The following is a 19,240-nucleotide window of genomic DNA, read 5'->3' as shown; positions in this document are numbered from 1 at the left end:
GGCGCTCATGACGGATGCCAAGTCGGTTGTCCAGCGCGGCTTGTGGTTTGAGGAATTCGAGATCGGGACCACCTATCTGCACCGGCCCGGCCGCACGATCACCGAGGCCGACAACGTCTTGTTCACCACGCTCACCATGAACACTCAGTCGCTGCACCTCGACGCGGCCTGGGCCGCCGAACAGCCCGGGTTTCGCGGCGAGCGACTGGTGAACTCCATGTTCACCCTGTCCACGCTGGTCGGGTTGTCGGTGTCGCAGCTGACGCTCGGCACCATCGTGGCCAACCTGGGCTTCTCCGACGTGTCTTTCCCCAAACCCGTCTTCCACGGCGACACCCTGTACGCGGAGACCGTGTGTACGGGCAAGCGGGAATCGAAAAGCCGTCCCGGCGAAGGCATCGTCACCCTCGAGCACACGGGACGCAACCAGCACGGCGACGTCGTCGCCCGCGCCGTGCGCACCACTCTGGTGCAGAAGCGCCCGAGCAACCAGGAGACCGCGTGAACCTGCAAGCCGCCGGCCCGGGATGGCTTTTCTGCCCGGCCGACCGCCCCGAGCGTTTCGCCAAGGCCGCAGCGGCCGCCGATGTGGTGATCCTCGACCTCGAGGATGGCGTGGCCGAGGCCGACAAGCCCGCGGCGCGTAAGGCGCTGCAGGAGACACCGCTGGACCCGGAACGCACCGTCGTGCGGGTCAATGCGGCCGGCACCGCGGAATACCCTCTCGATGTCGAAGCCCTCGCCGGCACCGCGTACACGACGGTGATGTTGTCCAAGACCGAATCGGCCGCGCAGGTCACCGGTCTCGCGCCACGCGCGGTGATCGCGCTGCTGGAGACGCCACGCGGCGCGGTATTCGCCACCGAAATCGCGGCGGCACAGGGCACCGTGGCGCTGATGTGGGGCGCCGAGGACTTGGTGGCCACGCTGGGCGGGAGCTCCAGCCGGAAGGCCGACGGGACCTACCGCGACGTCGCCCATCACGTGCGGTCGACAGCCCTGCTCGCGGCGTCTGCCTTCAGCCGCATGGCGCTCGACGCGGTGCATCTGGACATCCGGGATCTCGACGGCCTGCGAGAGGAGGCCGAGGACGCCGTCGCGCTGGGCTTCGGCGGAACCGTGTGCATCCACCCCAGCCAGATCCCGGTGGTGCGCGAGGCGTACCGCCCCACCGAGGAGCGACTGGACTGGGCGCGACGGGTCCTGACGGCGGCGCGGTCCGAGCGCGGCGTCTTCGCCTTCGAGGGACAGATGGTCGACTCACCCGTGCTCAAGCACGCGCACATGACGTTGCGCAGGGCGGGTGAGACCGTCCCTGAGTGACGGCTGGTGCATTACCACCGGACGGGGGCTGGACACCGAAGCGCGACACGCTGTGCCGTCATCGCAATCAACCGGTCTCCTCCGGTTTGAGCGCATAATGGTGAGTACGTCAGTGTCGCGGCGAGCGAGGCCTTTCGTGTAGCTGGCGATCGATCTCCGCTCGCGGTAGATTCCGGCTGACCGTTTGCCGGGATCCGCTGTGGTCCAGGGGACCACGCGGCACCCGACGAGGGAGGCGGTGTGGCGCAGATGTCTTCGAGGCCCATGACTGTCGATCTCGAGCCGATACAACTCGTCGCGCCCGATGGTTCGCCGACGTCCGAAAACCGCTACAGCCGTGAGCTTCCCGCGGAGACGCTGAGCTGGCTCTACGAAATGATGGTGATCACCCGCGAACTGGACGGCGAATTCGTCAACCTCAAGCGGCAAGGGGAGCTGGGGCTGTACGCCTCGTGTCATGGTCAGGAGGCCGCACAGGTTGGTGCCGCGGCGTGCCTGCGCAAGACGGATTGGTTGTTTCCCCAATACCGGGAACTCGGAGCGTTTTTGGTGCGCGGCATCCCGCCCGGACACGTGGGCGCGGCGTGGCGCGGAACCTGGCATGGCGGTCTGGACTTCACGAAGAAATGCTGTGCACCGCTGTCGATTCCGATCGGCACCCAGACCCTGCACGCCGTGGGTGCGGCGATGGCCGCCCAGCGCCTGGGCGAGGACTCGGTGACGGTGGCCTTCCTCGGTGACGGCGCCACGAGCGTGGGCGACGTGCACGAGGCGCTGAACTTCGCGGCCGTGTTCGGCACGCCGTGCGTGTTCTTCGTGCAGAACAACCAATGGGCGATCTCGGTGCCGATCGCCAAACAGACCGCCGCGCCGTCGCTGGCGCACAAGGCGATTGGGTACGGCATGCCAGGAATCCGGGTGGACGGCAATGACGTGCTGGCCTGCTTTGCGGTGACGGCCGAGGCCGCCGCCCGAGCCCGCGCCGGCGGCGGGCCGACATTGATCGAGGCGGTCACCTACCGCTTGGCCCCACACACCACATCCGATGATCCGACTCGATACCGGACGCAAGACGAGGTCGACCACTGGGCGGCGCTGGAACCGATCGCGCGGTACCGCAGCTACCTGCTAGGCCGGGGCTTGTGGTCGGAACGGTTGGAGGAAAGGGTCGTTGGCCGCGCTAAGCGGATGCGGGCCGAATTGCGCGACGCGGTGTTCGATGCGCCCGATTTCGACATCGACGAGCTGTTCACCTCCGTCTATGCCGAAATCACCCCTGGGCTGCAGGCACAGCGCCGGGCGCTGCGCGCCGAACTCGACCGAAGTGATTGAGAGGCGTCCATGACCCAGCTCGCCGATCGCCCGGCCGGCCACGACGAAACACTCAGCCCGGCAACGCAGAACGTCGCGCTGGGCGCTCAGTCGTTGACCATGGTGACGGCGCTCAACCGCGCGTTGCACGACGCGATGGCCGCCGACGATCGGGTGCTGGTATTCGGCGAGGATGTCTCGGTCGAGGGAGGAGTGTTCCGGGTAACCGAGGGGCTGGCCGCGGCGTTCGGCGAGACCCGCTGCTTTGACACGCCACTCGCGGAGTCCGCCATCATCGGGGTCGCGGTGGGCCTGGCGCTGCGCGGCTTCGTGCCGGTACCCGAGATCCAGTTCGACGGGTTTTCCTACCCCGCTTTCGATCAGGTGGTCAGCCACCTGGCGAAGTATCGCACCCGCACCCGCGGCGAAATCAACATGCCGGTGACGGTGCGCATCCCCTCCTTCGGGGGAATTGGTGCCGCCGAACATCATTCGGATTCCACGGAGTCGTACTGGGCACATACCGCAGGCTTGAAGGTGGTGGTGCCGTCCAGCCCGGCTGACGCGTATTGGCTGCTGCGTCACGCGATCACCTGCCCGGACCCGGTCATGTATCTGGAGCCCAAACGCCGGTATCAGCGGCGCGGCCTGGTCGACGTCACCCGGCCCGAACCGCCGATCGGGCAGGCGATGGTGCGCCGGCCCGGCACCGACGTGACCGTTGTGACCTACGGCAGCTTGGTCAGCACCGCCGTCGGCGCCGCCGAAGAGGCGCAGCGGCAACGTGATTGGAGCCTAGAAGTCATCGATCTGCGCTCCCTGGTGCCACTCGACTTCGATACCGTCGCCTCGTCGATCCACCAAACCGGGCGCTGCGTGGTGATGCACGAGGGCCCGCGAAGCCTGGGGTATGGAGCTGGCTTGGCCGCCCGCATTCAAGAGGAATTGTTCTACGAGCTCGAGGCGCCGGTGTTGCGCGCGTGCGGGTTCGACACTCCATACCCGCCGGCGCGGCTGGAGAAGTGGTGGCTGCCCGGCCCCGACCGGCTGTTGGATTGCGTCGAACGCGTGTTGGCGCAGCCATGAACGAGGGGCGGGTCAAGTCGTTTCGGGTCCCCGACCTCGGCGAGGGACTCGAAGAAGTCACGGTGACGCAGTGGCACGTGGCGATCGGTGACGACGTCGAGCTCAATCAGGTGTTGTGCACGGTGGAGACCGCCAAGGCCGAGGTGGAAATCCCGAGCCCATACGCCGGGCGGATCGTCGAAAGGAATGGCGCCGAAGGCGATGTGGTCAATGTAGGAGCGGTGCTGCTGCAGATCGACACAGCGCCGCTCAGCGGTGACCCGCCCGACGTCGAACCCGCCGTGCCGACGCTGGTGGGCTATGGCGCCGACTCCGGCATCGACACCAGCCGGCGGCCCACCCGCCCGCTGGCCGCCCCCCCGGTGCGAAAGCTGGCCAAGGAGTTGATGGTTGACCTCGATTCGGTGCAGCACGCCGCCGGCGCCATCATCACCCGGGAGGATGTGCTGGCGGCGGCTCGCGGGAACGGCAATGGCGCCGATGTCCGGCCGCTGCGGGGTGTGCAGGCCCGGATGGCGGAGAAAATGACGTTGTCGCACAGAGAGATTCCGGCAGCGAAGGTCGGTGTGGAGGTCGACTGCACCGAGCTGGCCAGACTGTCGGACCGGTTGAGCTCGGCGGCGGGGACCATATCGCCCTTCGTGCTGGTGTTGCGACTGCTGGTCATCGCGTTGCGCCACAACGAAATGCTGAACTCCACCTGGGTCGACTCGCCGCAGGGGCCACAGGTGCGCGTCGAGCATGATGTGCACCTGGGCATCGCCGTAGCCACCGACCGTGGGCTGCTGGTCCCGGTCATCAGGGAGGCCGACAGGAAGACGACCCGCGAACTGGCCGGCCGGGCAGCCGATTTGATCGCCGGTGCCCGTGCCGGCAGCCTGGGGCCGGCGGAGTTGCGGGGCTCGACGTTCACCGTGACGAATTTCGGGGCGCTGGGCGTGGACGACGGGGTGCCGGTAATCAATCACCCCGAGGCGGCCATCCTCGGCGTGGGTGCGATCAGGCCGCGGCCCGTGGTCGTGGACATGGAGATCGTGGCGCGCCCGACGATGTCGTTGACGTGCGTATTCGACCATCGCATCGCCGACGGGGCGCAAGCGGCGCAATTCATCTGCGAGTTAAGGGATCTGATCGAGTCGCCTGACATCGCACTGCTGGATCTGTAGGTCGCGCGTCAGGGGACGACGGTACGGCGCACCACGGCCTACCTGCGCTGCGCCGCGGCCAAACGCTGTGCGAATTCCGGCGATTGAATCGAATGGGACTGCGGCCCGAGCTCCGCGCGCATCGCGAGCTGATGTTGCTCGTTGTCCAGCGACCCCGGACTGACGGTGGCACGCATGGTGGCCTTGGTCGCCAGCACCACGTCCCGCGGTGCCGCCGCCGGCCCGGCGGCTAGCTCCAGTGCCACGGCGACCGGATCGTCGGCCACACTCAGCGCCAACCCGTGCCGCACCGCGGCGTCGGCGTCGAAGCGCATGCCGAACAGCAGGGCCGCCCGGGCGACTTGCGGGCCGACCGCCCGCTGCAGCATCCACGTGGCACCTCCGCCGGGGTGCAGCCCCAGCTTCTGGAATCGCGCGTCGAACACGGCGGTGGGTCCGGCGATGCGCACATCGGCCGCCAGTGCCAAATTCAGGCCGGCGCCCACCGCGGCGCCGTTGACAGCGGCAATGGTGGGCAGCCGGCAACTGCCGACGGCCATGAAGCCGTCATAAAGCTGTTGGAGGCCCGCCTCGGCTTCTCCGCCGCCGGCAGCGCCAAGGGCGCTGAGATCGGCGCCCGCGCAGAACGCCTTGCCCGCGCCGGTGACCACCACGGCATGCACACCGGGATCGGCTTCGGCCCGCTCGACGGCCGCGCGCAGCTGTCCCGACGACTCGGCATTTATCGCATTTCGCCGGTCGGGGTCGTTGACGGTGATGAGCGCAACGCGGTTGGTGACCTCGAAGAGGATCGGTTCGGACTGGGCCATCGGGCACCTCCGGCTTCGCTTTCTGGCGGTGGATCGACCGCGGTTCATCGGCTGCAGCGCCACGGGCGAGGTAAGACTACTTCGCGCCGCACGCGCGGGGCCGGGGCGGCGCGAAGCGTGATTTGCGAGAATCAGCAGGACAACGCGGGAATTCCATGTCGGCGAGCCATAGTATTTGCGCCTCGCATTGGCTGAGCGATATTAGCCTGGGCCCGAAGCGCCTTCGGCAGTGCTGAGTGAAGGCGAAAGGATTTGCGGGGCGCGCGGCGGATATCGGAACGTAATGGTAATAATGGATTTATCAAACCGTTATCTGCCGCCTTCGGCGTTTCCGGCCAAATCCCTCAGCCGACCTGGCAAAACGCATGGTGAGACACCGGCGCACTTGCTGGGGGTCGACGTCGACCGTCGGCTCGGTAGGGCCGTCGAATTTGCGGGATCCGCTAGGGCTCGGGTCTTGCTAGCTTCTTCGCCAGCTCATCGAGTTGGGCTTGGCGCTCACGCATCGCACAGCCCCGCCGCTCGATGCGCGTTCCGTGTGGAATGGCCTTCGGCAGCGCATTACTACGCACCTTGTTGTTCGCATAATGGATTGCGGCGTCGATCATTTCGATGTAATGCTCCGCATCGTGCTCTGCGCAGGAACCCTCGATACGCTGGACTTCATCCCAACATGGATACGAAGAGTACCGGGCGTCGAGTTGTTGTTGAGAGATCTGCGCCCCGAAGTAGCAGCGCCAGTCGCGACTCAACCAACCCCTCGTCTTGACTTCGACTTTGATTCGGCTGCCAACGCCGGCTATGAACGTCGGCTCCCCGACACGCACCACCGGCTGCCATTCATTCGTCGCCATATGTCGCCAACCCTCTCGAAGAGAAGACCCTCTAGCAAAAGCTCTCGAAGTAAGCGCCGTCTGCTCGTTCGACAACGGTGTCCAATGATTAAACCGCATTCTTTTCACATTGGCTTCTGTCTTTGCCCGATTATTGGGCAGTATGAAAGAACTCAGCAGTCGAGTCAGAGGTGGCCGGCCACGAATGTGGCGGCCTGACCCGGCATTGCGGACGCCTGGTAGGACAAGTGCGCCGCCGAGAAGATCTCATCGTGCGACGGCACCGCCAGGGGGCCGGGACCGCACACCGAATCGCCGGGCGCGCACAGGTCAATGGCCTTGGCCCCGTACCAAGGGCTGACCACGCTCACCGGCGCCCCCAGATACCGGTCCGACGGATTCCCGAACAGAGCGAGCGCGGCGACATGGTCCGCCTCGTCCGCCGTCAGTATCTGAGGAACCAAGCCCGCGATCTGTGCCTGGGCGATGGTGATCAGATCGATCACCATCGCGCCCTGTCCGTATCCGCCGAGCACCAGCTTGGTGTGGGGGCAGTTGGCCACTATGGATTGAGCGTGAGCGTGAGCGTCGCCGGCGCCCGCGGACGCTGACGGGGCGAAATCCTCGTCGGCCGGGTAGTCGACCGCATACACCGCGAGGGACCGGCCCCCGACCTGGGAACGCAAGGAGTCGATGAAGGCCTGTCCGACCCCGCCAATGCCGGGCGGCTCGGCGGTGCCGCGGGCGAATGTCACCTCGACGTCCGGGCAGGGCGCGGCGGACGTGGAAATCGGCGGGCACAGCAGCGCCGCACCGGTTGTCACCACCGCGACACCCAGCAAACGCGCTAATCGGCGCGCCGTCATCTTCCAGATGCTAATTGACATTTCGTCGAATAGGGAGCGCGCCCGAGACGCCCAGGCGAACTCATACCCGGTCGGTGCCCCCGGCACGACTCGAACGTGCGACCTAGGGATTAGAAGGCCCTTGCTCTATCCACCTGAGCTACGGAGGCAATGTGCAGGTCAGTCTATCCAACCGCACCCGCGGTCCCGATTTCCCGCCGCCACGCGCGCGAAAACCCTTCCGCCACCGCAGTTATCGGTTATGGTGGGGACCCTCGACACACGCACAACATCGGCCGGCAATCGGCCGTTAACCGCAACGAGGCGTGTGCATAACGTCGAGGGGTGGCGTTGCAATGAGCGTGGCCAGTGCTTTGACTTCACACCGCTCGTGGGCGGGCGCCCAGGCGGCACGCCTGGCGGCCGAAGCCCGCGGTGCATATCAGCTGGGCAATCTGGTGCTCCGTGGCGGACCGTTCGCGCTCGGCTGCTTCGCCGGCTGGCTGTTCACCGAGTTTCCTCCCCACGTGGTGACCGGACACGCGCTGTCGCGGGTTGCTCATCCGTCCGTCGGCCGCGTCGGCACGGCGTGGGCGGCCCAGCGGGCGGATCGAACCCTCACCGCCGCCCTCGAAGAGTCCTTCGGATCCGAATTTCGCGAGCAGATCTGCCACCCCGCCGCCGTCGGCGCCCTGTGCGCGCCGCGCGGTCGGCTGTTGAGCAGGCCCGGGCCCCACCGCCGTTACGCGGCGCAGACTTCCGACATCTCCTACGGTCCGAGTCCCCGCGACAACCTGCTCGACGTCTGGCGGCGCGACGATTTGGCGCCCGGCTGCCGGGCGCCGGTGCTGATCCAAGTGCCGGGCGGAGCGTGGGCGCTGAACGGCCGGCGTCCGCAGGCCTACACGTTGATGAGCCGAATGGTCCAACTCGGTTGGATCTGCGTCTCGATCGACTACAGCAAGAGCCCGCGCGCCACGTTCCCCGCGCACCTCATCGACGTCAAAAGGGCGATCGCGTGGGTGCGGGAGAACATTGCCGACTACGGCGGCGACCCCGACTTCATCGCGATCACCGGCGGCTCGGCGGGCGGGCACCTGGCCTCCCTGGCGGCGCTCACCCCGAACGACCCCAGCTTTCAGCCCGGCTTCGAAGCCGCCGACACCACCGTGCAAGCGGTGGCGCCCTATTACGGCGTCTACGACTTCACCGATTTCGACAACATGCACGAACTGATGCTGCCGTTCCTCGAGCAATTCGTGATGAAGGCCCGCTATGCCGACGAGCCGGAGCGCTTCACGGCGGCGTCGCCGATTTCCTACGTGCACGGTGACGCGCCGCCGTTCTTCGTGCTGCACGGTGAGAAGGACGAATTGGTGCCCAGCGGACAGGCTCGCGCGTTCTGCGCGGCGCTGCGCGCGGCCGGCGCGGCCACAGTGGCCCACGCCGAACTCGGCAATGCCCACCACGCTTTCGACATCACGCCGACGGTCCGATCGCGGCTGGCCGCTGACGCCGTCGCCGACTTCCTCGGTGTCGTCTACGGGCGGCGCGTCGGCGCGATGCTGGATTCACTGCCCCTGGCGGCCACGTCGGCCGGCTGAGCCCGCTCCCCAGTACTCGCCGCTCCTTTCACCAGCGGGGCAACCCGACTAGCGTTGGGTAGACGATTGGGGTTGGCGGGTCCAAGGCAGGAGGCTTCGACGGTGACAAGGTTGGCGCGTCGAACTGGTGACCATGGCTGAGCCCGTCGAGGCGATGAAGTTGTCCGACGAGCTCGGGCCGGTCGACTACTTACTGCACAGGGGAGAGGCGAACCCTCGCACCCGCTCGGGGATCATGGCGCTCGAGCTACTGGACACCACGCCGGACTGGGAACAGTTCCGAACCCGATTCGAAAACGCATCGCGACGGGTGCTGCGGCTGCGGCAAAAGGTGGTCGTACCGTCCCTGCCGACGGCGGCGCCGCGCTGGGTGGTCGATCCCGATTTCAACCTGGATTTCCACGTGCGTCGGGTGCGGATATCCGAACCCGGCACGCTGCGTGAGGTATTCGACCTCGCCGAGCTCATCCTGCAGTCGCCGATGGACATTTCGCGGCCGCTGTGGACGGCCACCCTGGTCGACGGTCTGGCCGACGGCAAGGCCGCGGCGCTATTGCATGTCAGCCACGCCGTCACCGACGGTGTGGGCGGGGTCCAGATGTTCGCCGAGATCTATGACCTCGAGCGCAATCCGCCGGCCAAGCCGACGCTGCCGCTGCCCGTACCGCAGGATCTGACATCCAATGACCTTATGCGCCAGGGCATTAACCACCTGCCCTTCGCCGTGGTCGGCGGCGTCATGAACGCGCTGTCGGGTGCGGTATCGGCGGCCGGGCGGGCGGTGCTGGAGCCGACGGCCACCGTTTCGGGGATCGTCGGCTACGCCATGTCGGGCATGCGGGTGCTCAACCGGGCCGCAGAGCCCTCGCCGCTGCTGCGGCGCCGCAGCCTCGCCACCCGCAGCGAGGCGATCGATATCCCGCTCGCCGACCTGCACAAGGCCGCAAAGGCCGGTGGCGGGTCGATCAACGACGCTTACCTCGCCGGACTGTGCGGCGCCTTGCGCCGCTACCACCAGGCGTTCGGCGTGCCGATCAGCACGTTGCCGATGGCCGTGCCGGTCAACCTGCGGGCCGAAGCGGACGGGGCCGGCGGCAACCGATTCACCGGTGTCAACCTGGCGGCGCCGATCGGTACCGCCGACCCCGTGTCGCGAATGAAGAAGATCCGTGCTCAGATGACGCAGCGCCGCGACGAGCCCGCGATGAACATCATCGGCTCGATTGCCCCGGTACTCAGCGTCTTGCCGACCGCGGTGCTCGAAGGGATCACCGGCTCGGTGATCGGATCCGATGTGCAGGCCAGCAACGTACCGGTCTTCCCCGGCGACACGTACATTGCCGGCGCAAAAGTGTTGCGGCAGTACGGGATCGGTCCGCTGCCCGGTGTGGCGATGATGGTGGTGCTGATTTCGCGCGGTGGGTGGTGCACCATCACGGTGCGCTACGACAGGGCCTCGGTGAAAAACGAGGCGCTGTTCGCCCAATGCCTGCTCGAAGGTTTCGACGAGATCCTGGCGCTGGCCGGTGATCCACCGCCCCGGGCGGTGCCCGCCTCGTTCACCGAGCCGGCCGTGTCCGCGCGATCGGCGGCGGGCTCATGAGCGGCTCGACGGAGCAGCCCGACGACCGCGCAACGCAAAACGCCGGGCAGGAGATGCGGTTGCCCGGCTCGGTGGCCGAGATCATGGCCAGCCCCGCGGGCGCCAAGATCGGTGCCTTCTTCGACCTGGACGGCACGTTGGTCGCCGGGTTCACTGCGATCATCTTGACCCAGGAGCGGCTGCTGCGCCGCGACATGGGTGTGGGGGAGCTGCTCGGCATGGTGCAGGCCGGCCTGAGCCACACGCTCGGCCGCATCGAATTCGAAGACCTCATCGGCAAGGCCGCCGGCGCGCTGACCGGGCGACTGCTCGACGACTTGGAAGAGATCGGCGAGCGGATGTTCGTTCAGCGGATCGAGTCGCGGATCTACCCGGAGATGCGCGAGCTGGTGCGCGCTCACATGGCTCGTGGTCACACCGTCGTGCTCAGCTCGTCGGCGCTGACCATCCAGGTAAACCCGGTCGCGCGTTTCCTCGGCATTCCCAACATGCTCACCAACAAGTTCGAGACCACCGAAGACGGCATGCTCACCGGTGGCGTCGAGAAGCCGATCTTGTGGGGTCCGGGCAAAGCCGCTGCGGTGCAACGCTTTGCAGCCGAGCACGACATCGACCTCAAAGACAGCTATTTTTACGCCGACGGTGACGAGGACGTCGCCCTGATGTACCTGGTCGGCAATCCGCGCCCGACGAACCCTGAAGGCAAGATGGCCGCGGTGGCCAAGCGCCGTGGCTGGCCCATCCTGCGGTTCAGCAGCCGCGGCCCCGTGGGCCTGCGGCGGCAGCTGCGGACCCTCGCCGGCTTCGGCTCGATGTTCCCGGTCGCCGCGGGTGCGGTGGGCGTCGGTGTGCTGACCCGGAATCGGCGTCGCGGCGTCAACTTCTTCACCTCCAATTTCTCCCAGCTTTCGCTGGCGATCGCCGGTGTGCATCTCAACGTCATCGGCGAGGAGAATCTCACCGCGCAACGGCCGGCGGTCTTTATCTTCAACCACCGCAACCAGGTTGACCCAGTCATCACCGGCGCGCTGGTGCGCGACAACTGGGTCGGTGTAGGCAAGAAGGAGCTGCAAAAAGACCCCGTCATGGGCACGCTCGGCAGGCTCCTCGATGGCGTGTTCATCGACCGTGATGATCAGGCCGCCGCGGTGGAGATGTTGCACGAGGTCGAAGACCGTGCGCGCAGGGGACTTTCGATCGTGATCGCCCCGGAGGGCACCCGGGTCGACACAACCGAGGTCGGCCCGTTCAAGAAGGGGCCGTTTCGGATTGCGATGGCCGCGGGCGTCCCGATCGTCCCCATCGTGATCCGCAACGCCGAGCTGGTGGCCGCCCGGAACTCGACCGTCATCAACCCCGGGACCGTCGACGTCGCCGTCTTTCCGCCACTCTCGGTGCAGGACTGGACGCTCGATACGCTGCCGGAGCGCATCGCCGAGATCCGCCAGCTCTACCTGGACACGCTCGCCGACTGGCCCGTCGACGAACTTCCCGAGGTGGATCTGTACGCCGAGAACAAGGCGGCAGACAAGGCGCGGAGCCGGCCCGCCAAGGCACCGGCTAAGAAAGCGCCGGCCAAGAAGGCGCCCGCCAAGGAGGCACCCGCCAAGAAGGCGCCGGGCAAGAAGGCGGGGGCGAAGAAAGCAGCGGCGAAGAAGGCGGCGGCCAAGAAGACGCCCGCGAAGAAAGCCGCACCGAAAGCCAAGCCGCCCAAGGCAAATCCGCACGAATCCCAGGCCGCGCTCAGAGACGGCGAGGCGCAACGACCCGCCGCCGAGGCGGCCGTCAACGCCGAGCCACCGGATTCGCCGCCTCGAGGGCATCCGTGACCGAACCGGCTGCAGACAGCAGCGCTGTTCTTACCGGAAGAGACTCGCTGGTATTGGCGTCGATGGCCTCGGCGGTCGAGATGGAACTGGTGACGGCGTGGCTGGATCACCAGCGGACCGACCATCCGGGAGCGGATTTCGGCTTGGTGAAGCTGCCTGCGCTCGACGCGCCGCCGGAAGCGATGACGGCCCTGGCCGAAGAGCTCGAATCCGGCCAGGACCGTTCGATCGTGCCGGTGCGAGTGTTCTGGCTGCCGGAGCCGGATCGCGGCCGTTTCGCCAAGCTGGTCGGGCTGCTTCCCAACCGGGATCCCTATCAGCCCAACCACCGTCAGCAAGAACAGATCGTGCGGACCGCTCCACAGCGCGCACGGGTGGTGGCCGGTGAGGCGGCCACCGTCTCCGAACTGCGCCGGCAGTGGCGCGACACCACGGTGGGAGAAGACAAGAACGACTTCGCCCAATTCGTGATCCGCCGCGCCATCTTGGCGATGGAACGCGTCGAGTACCGGATCCTCGGACCGCAGTACAAGTCGCCGCGGTTGGTGAAGCCGGAGATCTTGGCCTCCAACCGGTTTCGCGCCGGGCTGGCCAAAATCCCCGGTGCGACCGTCGATGAAGCCGGAAAGATGCTCGACGAACTCGCCACCGGGTGGAGCAGGGCATCGGTCGACCTCGTCGGGGTTCTCGGCAGGATGCTCAGCCGCGGGTTCGATCCCGAGATCGACTACGACGGTTATCAGGTCGCGGCGATGCGGGCCGGCCTGGAAGCGCACCCGGCGGTGCTGTTGTTCTCCCACCGCTCCTACATCGACGGCGCGGTGGTGCCGGTCGCCATGCAGGAGAACCGATTACCGCCGGTGCACGTGTTCGCAGGCATCAACTTGTCGTTCGGCGCCATGGGACCGTTGCTACGGCGTTCGGGTGTCATCTTCATCCGCCGCAACATCGGCAATGACCAGCTCTACAAGTACGTGCTGCGCGAGTACGTCGGTTACATCGTCGAGAAGCGGTTCAATCTGAGCTGGTCCATCGAGGGCACCCGCTCGCGAACCGGAAAGATGCTGCCGCCCAAGCTTGGCCTGCTGGCCTACGTCGCCGACGCCTACCTGGACGGCCGCAGCGAAGATATTCTGCTGCAACCGGTTTCGATCAGCTTCGACCAGCTGCACGAGACCGCCGAATACGCAGCGTACGCCCGCGGCGGTGAGAAGACGCCCGAAGGCGTGGGCTGGTTGTACAACTTCATCCGCGCCCAGGGTGAACGCAACTACGGCAAGATCTACGTCCGCTTCCCGGAAGCGGTGTCGATGCGGGAGTACCTAGGCGCTCCGAACGGCCCGCTGTCCCACGATTCGGACGCCAAACGTCTTGCGCTGCAGAAGATGTCGTTCGAGGTCGCCTGGCGGATTCTGCAGGCGACCCCGGTGACGGCAACGGGCCTGGTCTGCGCATTGCTGCTGACGACCCGGGGTGCGGCGTTGACGCTCGGCCAGCTGCACCACACCCTGCAGGACTCGCTGGATTACCTGGAACGCAAACAAGACCCGATGTCCACCAGCGCGTTGCGGCTGCGCACGCACGACGGGGTGCGCGCGGCGGTCGATGCGCTCTCCCACGGGCACCCCATCACCCGGGTCGACGGCGGGCGAGAACCGGTGTGGCGCATCGCGCCCGAAGAACAGCACACCGCGGCCTTCTACCGCAACTCGGTGATCCACGCCTTCCTGGAGACGTCGATCGTCGAGCTGGCGCTGGCACACGCCCGCCACGCCGGCGGCGACCGCATGGGGGCCTTCTGGGCCCAGGCGATGCGGTTGCGCGATCTGCTGAAGTTCGACTTCTATTTCGCGGATTCGACGACGTTCCGGGACAACATCGCCGAAGAGATGGCGTGGCACAACAATTGGGAAGCTCACGTCGCCGCCGGGGGTGACGAGATTCGCGCGCTGTTGTTCGCGAAGCGTCCGCTGATGGCCGAAGCGATGCTGCGGGTGTTCTTCGAGGCCTATGAGATCGTCGCCGATGTGCTGTGCGACGCACCGGCGGACATCGGACACAAGGAACTGACCGACTTGGCGCTGGGCGTCGGGCGGCAGTATGTGGCGCAGACCCGGGTCCGCAGCAGCGAATCGGTCTCGACGCTGTTGTTCGCCACTGCCCGCCAGGTTGTCGAGGACCAGGACTTGATCGCGCCCGGCGCAGACCTGGCGTTAAGGCGAGGCGCCTTCCTGAAGGAACTGCGCGACATCCTGCATGACTTCAACTACGTCGGACAGATCGCGCGCGATCAGTTCGTGGCCCGGGAGGAAAAGGCCCGCCGGGACCTGCTGAACAGCCAGGCACTGTAGCCGGCGGGCCCGCCCATACCCTGTACCTATGACCGTCGCCCCGCCGGCCGGCACGGCGCCGACCGAGGCCGCTGCCCGGCGCCGCACGCCGGTGTGGCCGGTGCTGGTCGGGGTGGCCGCGCTGGCGGGCTGCACGGCCGCCGGCATCGGGACGCTCTCCTTGGCCAGCGCGCTGACCGCGACGGGCCTACCCGATCCGGGCCAGGTGACCACGCTGGGGCTGCCCTTCGTCCGGGCGGCGGGTGAGATCGCCGCGGTACTCGCGGTCGGCGCGTTTCTGTTCGCCGCATTTCTGGTGCCCCCGCAACGCAACGGTGTCCTGGACGCCGGCGGGTATCGGGCCCTTCGGCTAGGGACGGTGGCCTCGGGGGTTTGGGCGGTGTGTGCCGCCCTCCTGGTCCCGCTGACCATCTCCGACGTGTCCGGACATCCCGTCGCCGACATTCCCGCGATGCGGATGTGGTCGTTGGCGGGTCTGGTCACCAACGCCTCGGCCTGGCGCTGGACCGCGGTCTTGGCCGCGGTGATCACGTTGGCGAGCCTGTCGGTGCTGCGCTGGTCGTGGACGCCGGTCCTGGTCGCCGCCTCGGTGACGACGTTGATTCCGCTGGGGTTGACCGGTCACTCGTCGGCCGGCGGTTCGCACGACCTGGCCACCAATGGCCTGCTGATCCACCTCGTCGCCGCCAGCCTGTGGGCCGGTGGCCTGCTCGCCCTGCTTGCGCACGCGTTGCGTGGCGGCGATCACCTGGGGCTGGCCGCCCGGCGTTTCTCGATGATCGCGCTGTGGTGTTGGGTCGCGATGGCGGTGAGTGGCCTGGTCAACGCCCTGGTCCGGGTGCAGCCTTCTGACCTGCTCAGCACCGAGTACGGGCGGCTGGTGATCGCCAAGTTCGTCGCGTTGTGCCTGCTGGGCGGGCTCGGCTGGCGTCAGCGGCGCGTGAGTGTGGCTGCGCTGCAAACGGATCCGAGTCACGGGCGCGGCGCGTTGCTGAGGCTGACGTTGATCGAGGCCGCTGTTTTCGGCCTCACGTTCGGTATCGCCGTCGGCCTGGGTCGCACCCCCCCGCCGCCACCGCCGGCGCGGCTGCCGTCGATTCCCGAAGCCGAGATCGGTTACGACTTCGACGGGCCACCGACCGTGGCGCGCATCCTGTTCGATTGGCGCTTCGACCTGATCTTCGGTTCGGCGGCCATCGTGTTCGCCGCCCTCTACGTGGCCGCCCTGGTGCGGTTGCGCCGCCGCGGCGACACCTGGCCCCCGGGGCGCACCTCCTCTTGGCTGCTCGGCTGCCTGGTGTTGCTGTTCGCCACGTCGTCGGGCGTTGGGCGCTATATGCCGGCGATGTTCAGCATGCACATGGTGGTCCACATGTGCCTGTCGATGCTGATCCCGATCCTGCTGGTGCTCGGCGCCCCCGTCACCCTGGCCTTGCGGGCGCTGCCCGCCGCCGGCCGAGACGATCCGCCGGGCATGCGGGAGTGGCTGTTGGCCGCGCTGCATAGCCGCTTCTCTCGGTTCCTCACCAATCCGGTGGTGGCCACCGTGCTGTTCGTCGCCGGGTTCTACGGGCTGTATCTGTCGAACCTTTTCGACACCACCGCGAGCAGCCACGCCGGGCATCTGGCCATGAACATGCATTTTTTGCTCAGCGGCTACCTGTTCTATTGGGTGGTGATCGGGGTGGATCCCACGCCGCGGCCGATCCCGCCGCTGGCGAAGGTGGCCGTGGTGTTCGCATCGCTGCCGCTGCACGCCTTTTTCGGGGTGGTGCTGATGGGCACCAAGAAGGTGCTCGGCGCCGACTATTACCGCTCGCTCGGCCTGAGTTGGCACACCGATCTGCTGGGCGATCAGCGCCTGGGCGGGGGCATCGCCTGGGCGGCGGGGGAATTCCCGCTGGTGATCGTCATGCTCGCGCTGCTCATTCAGTGGGCGCGCAGCGATCGCCGCACCGCAACACGATTGGACCGGGCCGCCGAGCGTGACGACGACGCCGAGCTGGTGGCCTACAACGCGATGCTTGCGCAGCTGGCGCAGGGCGAGAAGCCCAAGCCGTCCGGCGCGGCCGACCCCGACTGATCCACAGTCCCGCTTTCGTCCACAGCTACGGCCGATCTCCGGGCCGTTTCCCGCGGCGTTCGTCGGTGGCGCCGCGCTAAATGGCGGCCATAGCCAATGCAATCGAGAAGGGATCAGCCCATGTTCGAAACTTCGCTTACCGTCGTCGGTCACATCGTCAACAACCCCGAGCGTCGACAGGTCGGCACCCAGGAGGTCATCAAGTTTCGCGTCGCCAGCAATTCCCGGCGCCGCACGGCCGACGGCGGTTGGGAGCCCGGCAATTCGCTCTTCATCAACGTCAATTGCTGGGGCAGGTTGGTCACCGGCGTGGGTGCCGCGCTCGGCAAGGGCGCGCCGGTGATCGTGGTGGGCCACGTGTACACCAGCGAATACGAGGACCGCGACGGCAACCGCCGGTCGTCGCTGGAAATGCGCGCCACCTCTGTCGGGCCCGACGTGTCCCGTGCGATTGTGCGCATCGAGCGCCCGGGCTACACCGGTCCGACGCCCACGGAGGCCATCGCACCGGCGTCGGATGAGCACGACGCCGCTGGTGAGGACGCTGATGCCGATGACGTCGAGTCAGCTGACACCGGCCCACTGCCGCTGACCGCTTAGCGGCGGGCCGCGGCTGCCGCGCGATGCCTAGGATGGTCCGCGAGATCACTGCCGACCAGAAAGGCATAACCGCGGCATGGCTGAGTTCATCTACACGATGAAAAAGGTCCGCAAGGCGCACGGCGACAAGGTGATCCTGGACGACGTCACGTTGAGCTTCTATCCAGGCGCCAAGATCGGTGTCGTTGGCCCCAACGGCGCCGGCAAGTCGAGCGTCTTGCGGATCATGGCGGGCCTGGACAAGCCCAACAACGGCGACGCCTTCCTGGCCAACGACGCGACCGTCGGGATCCTGCTGCAGGAGCCCCCGCTGAACGAGGAGAAGACCGTTCGCGGCAACGTCGAAGAAGGTCTGGGCGAGATCAAGGTCAAGCTCGACCGCTTCAACGAGGTCGCCGAGTTGATGGCCACCGACTACTCCGACGAGTTGATGGAGGAGATGGGCCGGCTGCAAGAGGAACTCGACCATGCCGACGCGTGGGACCTCGATTCGCAGCTGGAGCAGGCCATGGACGCGCTGCGCTGCCCGCCGCCCGACGAGCCGGTGACCAACCTGTCCGGTGGTGAACGTCGCCGCGTCGCGCTGTGCAAATTGCTGCTGTCCAAGCCCGACTTGCTGCTCCTCGACGAGCCGACCAACCACCTGGACGCCGAGAGCGTGCAATGGCTCGAGCAGCACCTCGCCTCCTACGCGGGCGCGATCCTGGCGGTCACCCACGACCGGTACTTCCTCGACAACGTCGCCGAATGGATCCTGGAACTGGACCGCGGCCGCGCCTACCCGTACGAAGGCAACTACTCCACCTACCTGGAGAAGAAGGCCGAGCGGCTTGCGGTGCAGGGGCGCAAGGACGCCAAGCTGCAGAAGCGGTTGACGGAGGAGCTGGCGTGGGTGCGCTCCGGGGCCAAGGCGCGTCAGGCCAAGAGCAAGGCGCGGCTGCAGCGCTATGAGGAGATGGCCGCCGAGGCCGAGAAGACGCGCAAGCTCGACTTCGAGGAGATTCAGATCCCGGTCGGTCCGCGGCTGGGCAACGTCGTGGTCGAGGTCGACCATCTCGACAAGGGCTACGACGGCCGCACCCTGATCAAGGACCTCTCGTTCACGTTGCCGCGCAACGGCATCGTCGGTGTCATCGGGCCCAACGGGGTCGGTAAGACCACGCTGTTCAAAACCATCGTGGGCCTCGAGCAGCCGGACAGCGGCACGGTCAAGGTCGGCGAGACCGTCAAGCTCAGTTACGTCGACCAGACCCGCGCCGGAATCGATCCCAAGAAGACGGTGTGGGAAGTCGTCTCCGACGGGCTGGATCACATCGTCGTCGGCCAGACCGAAGTGCCGTCGCGGGCCTACGTGTCGGCGTTCGGGTTCAAGGGCCCAGACCAGCAGAAGCCGGCCGGCGTGCTCTCCGGTGGCGAGCGCAACAGGCTCAACCTCGCGCTGACCCTCAAGCAGGGCGGAAACCTCATCCTGCTGGACGAGCCCACCAACGATCTCGACGTCGAAACGCTGAGTTCCCTGGAGAACGCCCTCGAGCAATTTCCCGGCTGCGCGGTGGTGATTTCGCACGACCGATGGTTCCTGGACCGCACCTGCACCCACATCCTGGCTTGGGAGGGTGACGACGACAACGAGGCCAAGTGGTTCTGGTTCGAGGGCAACTTCGGCGCCTACGAGGAGAACAAAATCGAGCGACTCGGAGCCGAAGCGGCACGGCCGCACAGAGTGACCCACCGCAAGCTGACGCGCGACTAGTGTCAGCTCTGCCCCGCAGTGCCACGGAACGGGGCGACAGAGCG

15 protein-coding genes and 1 tRNA gene are annotated in these 19,240 nt (G+C 67.0%); 12 read left to right on the top strand and 4 right to left on the bottom strand.

Going from position 1 to position 19,240, the window contains the following annotated elements; genetic code table 11:
- The first annotated feature begins 7 nt into the window (after positions 1-7).
- From AC5Y7E_RS17990 to AC5Y7E_RS17970, 5 genes are all read left to right on the top strand, one after another.
- Entirely contained in the window at positions 8-505 is a 498-nt protein-coding gene (locus AC5Y7E_RS17990) for a MaoC family dehydratase (RefSeq protein WP_499915307.1), read from the top strand.
- The gene (locus tag AC5Y7E_RS17985) at positions 502-1,323 is read left to right on the top strand and encodes an HpcH/HpaI aldolase/citrate lyase family protein (protein WP_499950125.1); all 822 of its coding nucleotides are present in this window, start codon (positions 502-504) and stop codon (positions 1,321-1,323) included. Before AC5Y7E_RS17990 ends, AC5Y7E_RS17985 begins: the two co-directional genes overlap by 4 nt.
- Positions 1,324-1,572: 249 nt before the next feature.
- Positions 1,573-2,655: a pyruvate dehydrogenase (acetyl-transferring) E1 component subunit alpha gene (gene pdhA, locus AC5Y7E_RS17980; protein WP_499950123.1), complete on the top strand. Its 1,083-nt coding sequence runs from the start codon at positions 1,573-1,575 to the stop codon at positions 2,653-2,655.
- Positions 2,656-2,664: 9 nt separating this feature from the next.
- Positions 2,665-3,720 (top strand): 3-methyl-2-oxobutanoate dehydrogenase subunit beta, encoded by a 1,056-nt coding sequence (gene bkdB / locus AC5Y7E_RS17975; RefSeq protein WP_499950121.1) that lies wholly within the window; start codon positions 2,665-2,667, stop codon positions 3,718-3,720.
- Positions 3,717-4,886 (top strand): dihydrolipoamide acetyltransferase family protein, encoded by a 1,170-nt coding sequence (locus AC5Y7E_RS17970; protein WP_499950120.1) that lies wholly within the window; start codon positions 3,717-3,719, stop codon positions 4,884-4,886. The genes bkdB and AC5Y7E_RS17970 overlap by 4 nt, the downstream gene beginning before the upstream one ends.
- A gap of 38 nt (positions 4,887-4,924) precedes the next feature.
- On the opposite strand, the gene AC5Y7E_RS17965 is transcribed toward AC5Y7E_RS17970, so the two are convergent.
- From AC5Y7E_RS17965 to AC5Y7E_RS17950, 4 genes are all read right to left on the bottom strand, one after another.
- Entirely contained in the window at positions 4,925-5,695 is a 771-nt protein-coding gene (locus AC5Y7E_RS17965) for an enoyl-CoA hydratase (protein ID WP_499950119.1), read from the bottom strand.
- A gap of 443 nt (positions 5,696-6,138) precedes the next feature.
- A complete protein-coding gene (locus AC5Y7E_RS17960) occupies positions 6,139-6,549 on the bottom strand; it encodes a hypothetical protein (protein WP_499950117.1) in 411 nt (136 codons plus the stop codon).
- Positions 6,550-6,713: 164 nt separating this feature from the next.
- Positions 6,714-7,394, bottom strand: coding sequence for a cutinase family protein (locus tag AC5Y7E_RS17955; RefSeq protein ID WP_499950116.1), 681 nt, complete (start codon positions 7,392-7,394; stop codon positions 6,714-6,716).
- Between the two features lie 75 nt (positions 7,395-7,469).
- A tRNA-Arg gene (locus AC5Y7E_RS17950) sits at positions 7,470-7,543 on the bottom strand.
- Between the two features lie 186 nt (positions 7,544-7,729).
- Between AC5Y7E_RS17950 and lipQ the strand changes: the two genes are divergently transcribed.
- The 7 genes from lipQ to ettA all read left to right on the top strand — a co-directional run bounded on the left by lipQ (position 7,730) and on the right by ettA (position 19,196).
- Positions 7,730-8,977, top strand: a complete 1,248-nt coding sequence (gene lipQ, locus AC5Y7E_RS17945) for an esterase LipQ (protein WP_499950115.1) — start codon at positions 7,730-7,732, stop codon at positions 8,975-8,977.
- Between the two features lie 133 nt (positions 8,978-9,110).
- Positions 9,111-10,580: a WS/DGAT/MGAT family O-acyltransferase gene (locus AC5Y7E_RS17940; RefSeq protein ID WP_499950113.1), complete on the top strand. Its 1,470-nt coding sequence runs from the start codon at positions 9,111-9,113 to the stop codon at positions 10,578-10,580.
- Entirely contained in the window at positions 10,577-12,409 is a 1,833-nt protein-coding gene (locus AC5Y7E_RS17935) for an HAD-IB family hydrolase (protein ID WP_499950111.1), read from the top strand. The genes AC5Y7E_RS17940 and AC5Y7E_RS17935 overlap by 4 nt, the downstream gene beginning before the upstream one ends.
- A complete protein-coding gene (locus tag AC5Y7E_RS17930) occupies positions 12,406-14,760 on the top strand; it encodes a glycerol-3-phosphate 1-O-acyltransferase (RefSeq protein WP_499950110.1) in 2,355 nt (784 codons plus the stop codon). Before AC5Y7E_RS17935 ends, AC5Y7E_RS17930 begins: the two co-directional genes overlap by 4 nt.
- Before the next feature lie 28 nt (positions 14,761-14,788).
- Positions 14,789-16,843, top strand: a complete 2,055-nt coding sequence (locus AC5Y7E_RS17925) for a bifunctional copper resistance protein CopD/cytochrome c oxidase assembly protein (RefSeq protein ID WP_499950109.1) — start codon at positions 14,789-14,791, stop codon at positions 16,841-16,843.
- Between the two features lie 120 nt (positions 16,844-16,963).
- Positions 16,964-17,443, top strand: a complete 480-nt coding sequence (locus tag AC5Y7E_RS17920; protein ID WP_499950107.1) for a single-stranded DNA-binding protein — start codon at positions 16,964-16,966, stop codon at positions 17,441-17,443.
- Positions 17,444-17,519: 76 nt separating this feature from the next.
- Positions 17,520-19,196 carry an energy-dependent translational throttle protein EttA gene (gene ettA / locus AC5Y7E_RS17915; RefSeq protein WP_067357433.1) on the top strand — a complete coding sequence of 559 codons (1,677 nt, stop codon included), beginning with the start codon at positions 17,520-17,522 and terminating at the stop codon, positions 19,194-19,196.
- Positions 19,197-19,240: the final 44 nt, after the last annotated feature.

It is taken from the genome of Mycobacterium sp. NGS17, from assembly GCF_059813205.1.
This window is presented reverse-complemented; position numbering and strand designations above follow the sequence as displayed.

Excerpts from the sequence above, each read along its gene's own strand:
- AC5Y7E_RS17990 (WP_499915307.1), top strand. The coding sequence starts at position 8 with ATGACGGATGCCAAGTCGGTTGTCCAGCGCGGCTTGTGGTTTGAGGAA.
- pdhA (WP_499950123.1), top strand. The coding sequence starts at position 1,573 with ATGTCTTCGAGGCCCATGACTGTCGATCTCGAGCCGATACAACTCGTC.
- bkdB (WP_499950121.1), top strand. The coding sequence starts at position 2,665 with ATGACCCAGCTCGCCGATCGCCCGGCCGGCCACGACGAAACACTCAGC.
- AC5Y7E_RS17970 (WP_499950120.1), top strand. The coding sequence starts at position 3,717 with ATGAACGAGGGGCGGGTCAAGTCGTTTCGGGTCCCCGACCTCGGCGAG.
- AC5Y7E_RS17965 (WP_499950119.1), bottom strand. The coding sequence starts at position 5,695 with ATGGCCCAGTCCGAACCGATCCTCTTCGAGGTCACCAACCGCGTTGCG.
- AC5Y7E_RS17960 (WP_499950117.1), bottom strand. The coding sequence starts at position 6,549 with ATGGCGACGAATGAATGGCAGCCGGTGGTGCGTGTCGGGGAGCCGACG.
- AC5Y7E_RS17955 (WP_499950116.1), bottom strand. The coding sequence starts at position 7,394 with ATGACGGCGCGCCGATTAGCGCGTTTGCTGGGTGTCGCGGTGGTGACA.
- lipQ (WP_499950115.1), top strand. The coding sequence starts at position 7,730 with ATGAGCGTGGCCAGTGCTTTGACTTCACACCGCTCGTGGGCGGGCGCC.
- AC5Y7E_RS17940 (WP_499950113.1), top strand. The coding sequence starts at position 9,111 with ATGGCTGAGCCCGTCGAGGCGATGAAGTTGTCCGACGAGCTCGGGCCG.
- AC5Y7E_RS17935 (WP_499950111.1), top strand. The coding sequence starts at position 10,577 with ATGAGCGGCTCGACGGAGCAGCCCGACGACCGCGCAACGCAAAACGCC.
- AC5Y7E_RS17925 (WP_499950109.1), top strand. The coding sequence starts at position 14,789 with ATGACCGTCGCCCCGCCGGCCGGCACGGCGCCGACCGAGGCCGCTGCC.
- AC5Y7E_RS17920 (WP_499950107.1), top strand. The coding sequence starts at position 16,964 with ATGTTCGAAACTTCGCTTACCGTCGTCGGTCACATCGTCAACAACCCC.
- ettA (WP_067357433.1), top strand. The coding sequence starts at position 17,520 with ATGGCTGAGTTCATCTACACGATGAAAAAGGTCCGCAAGGCGCACGGC.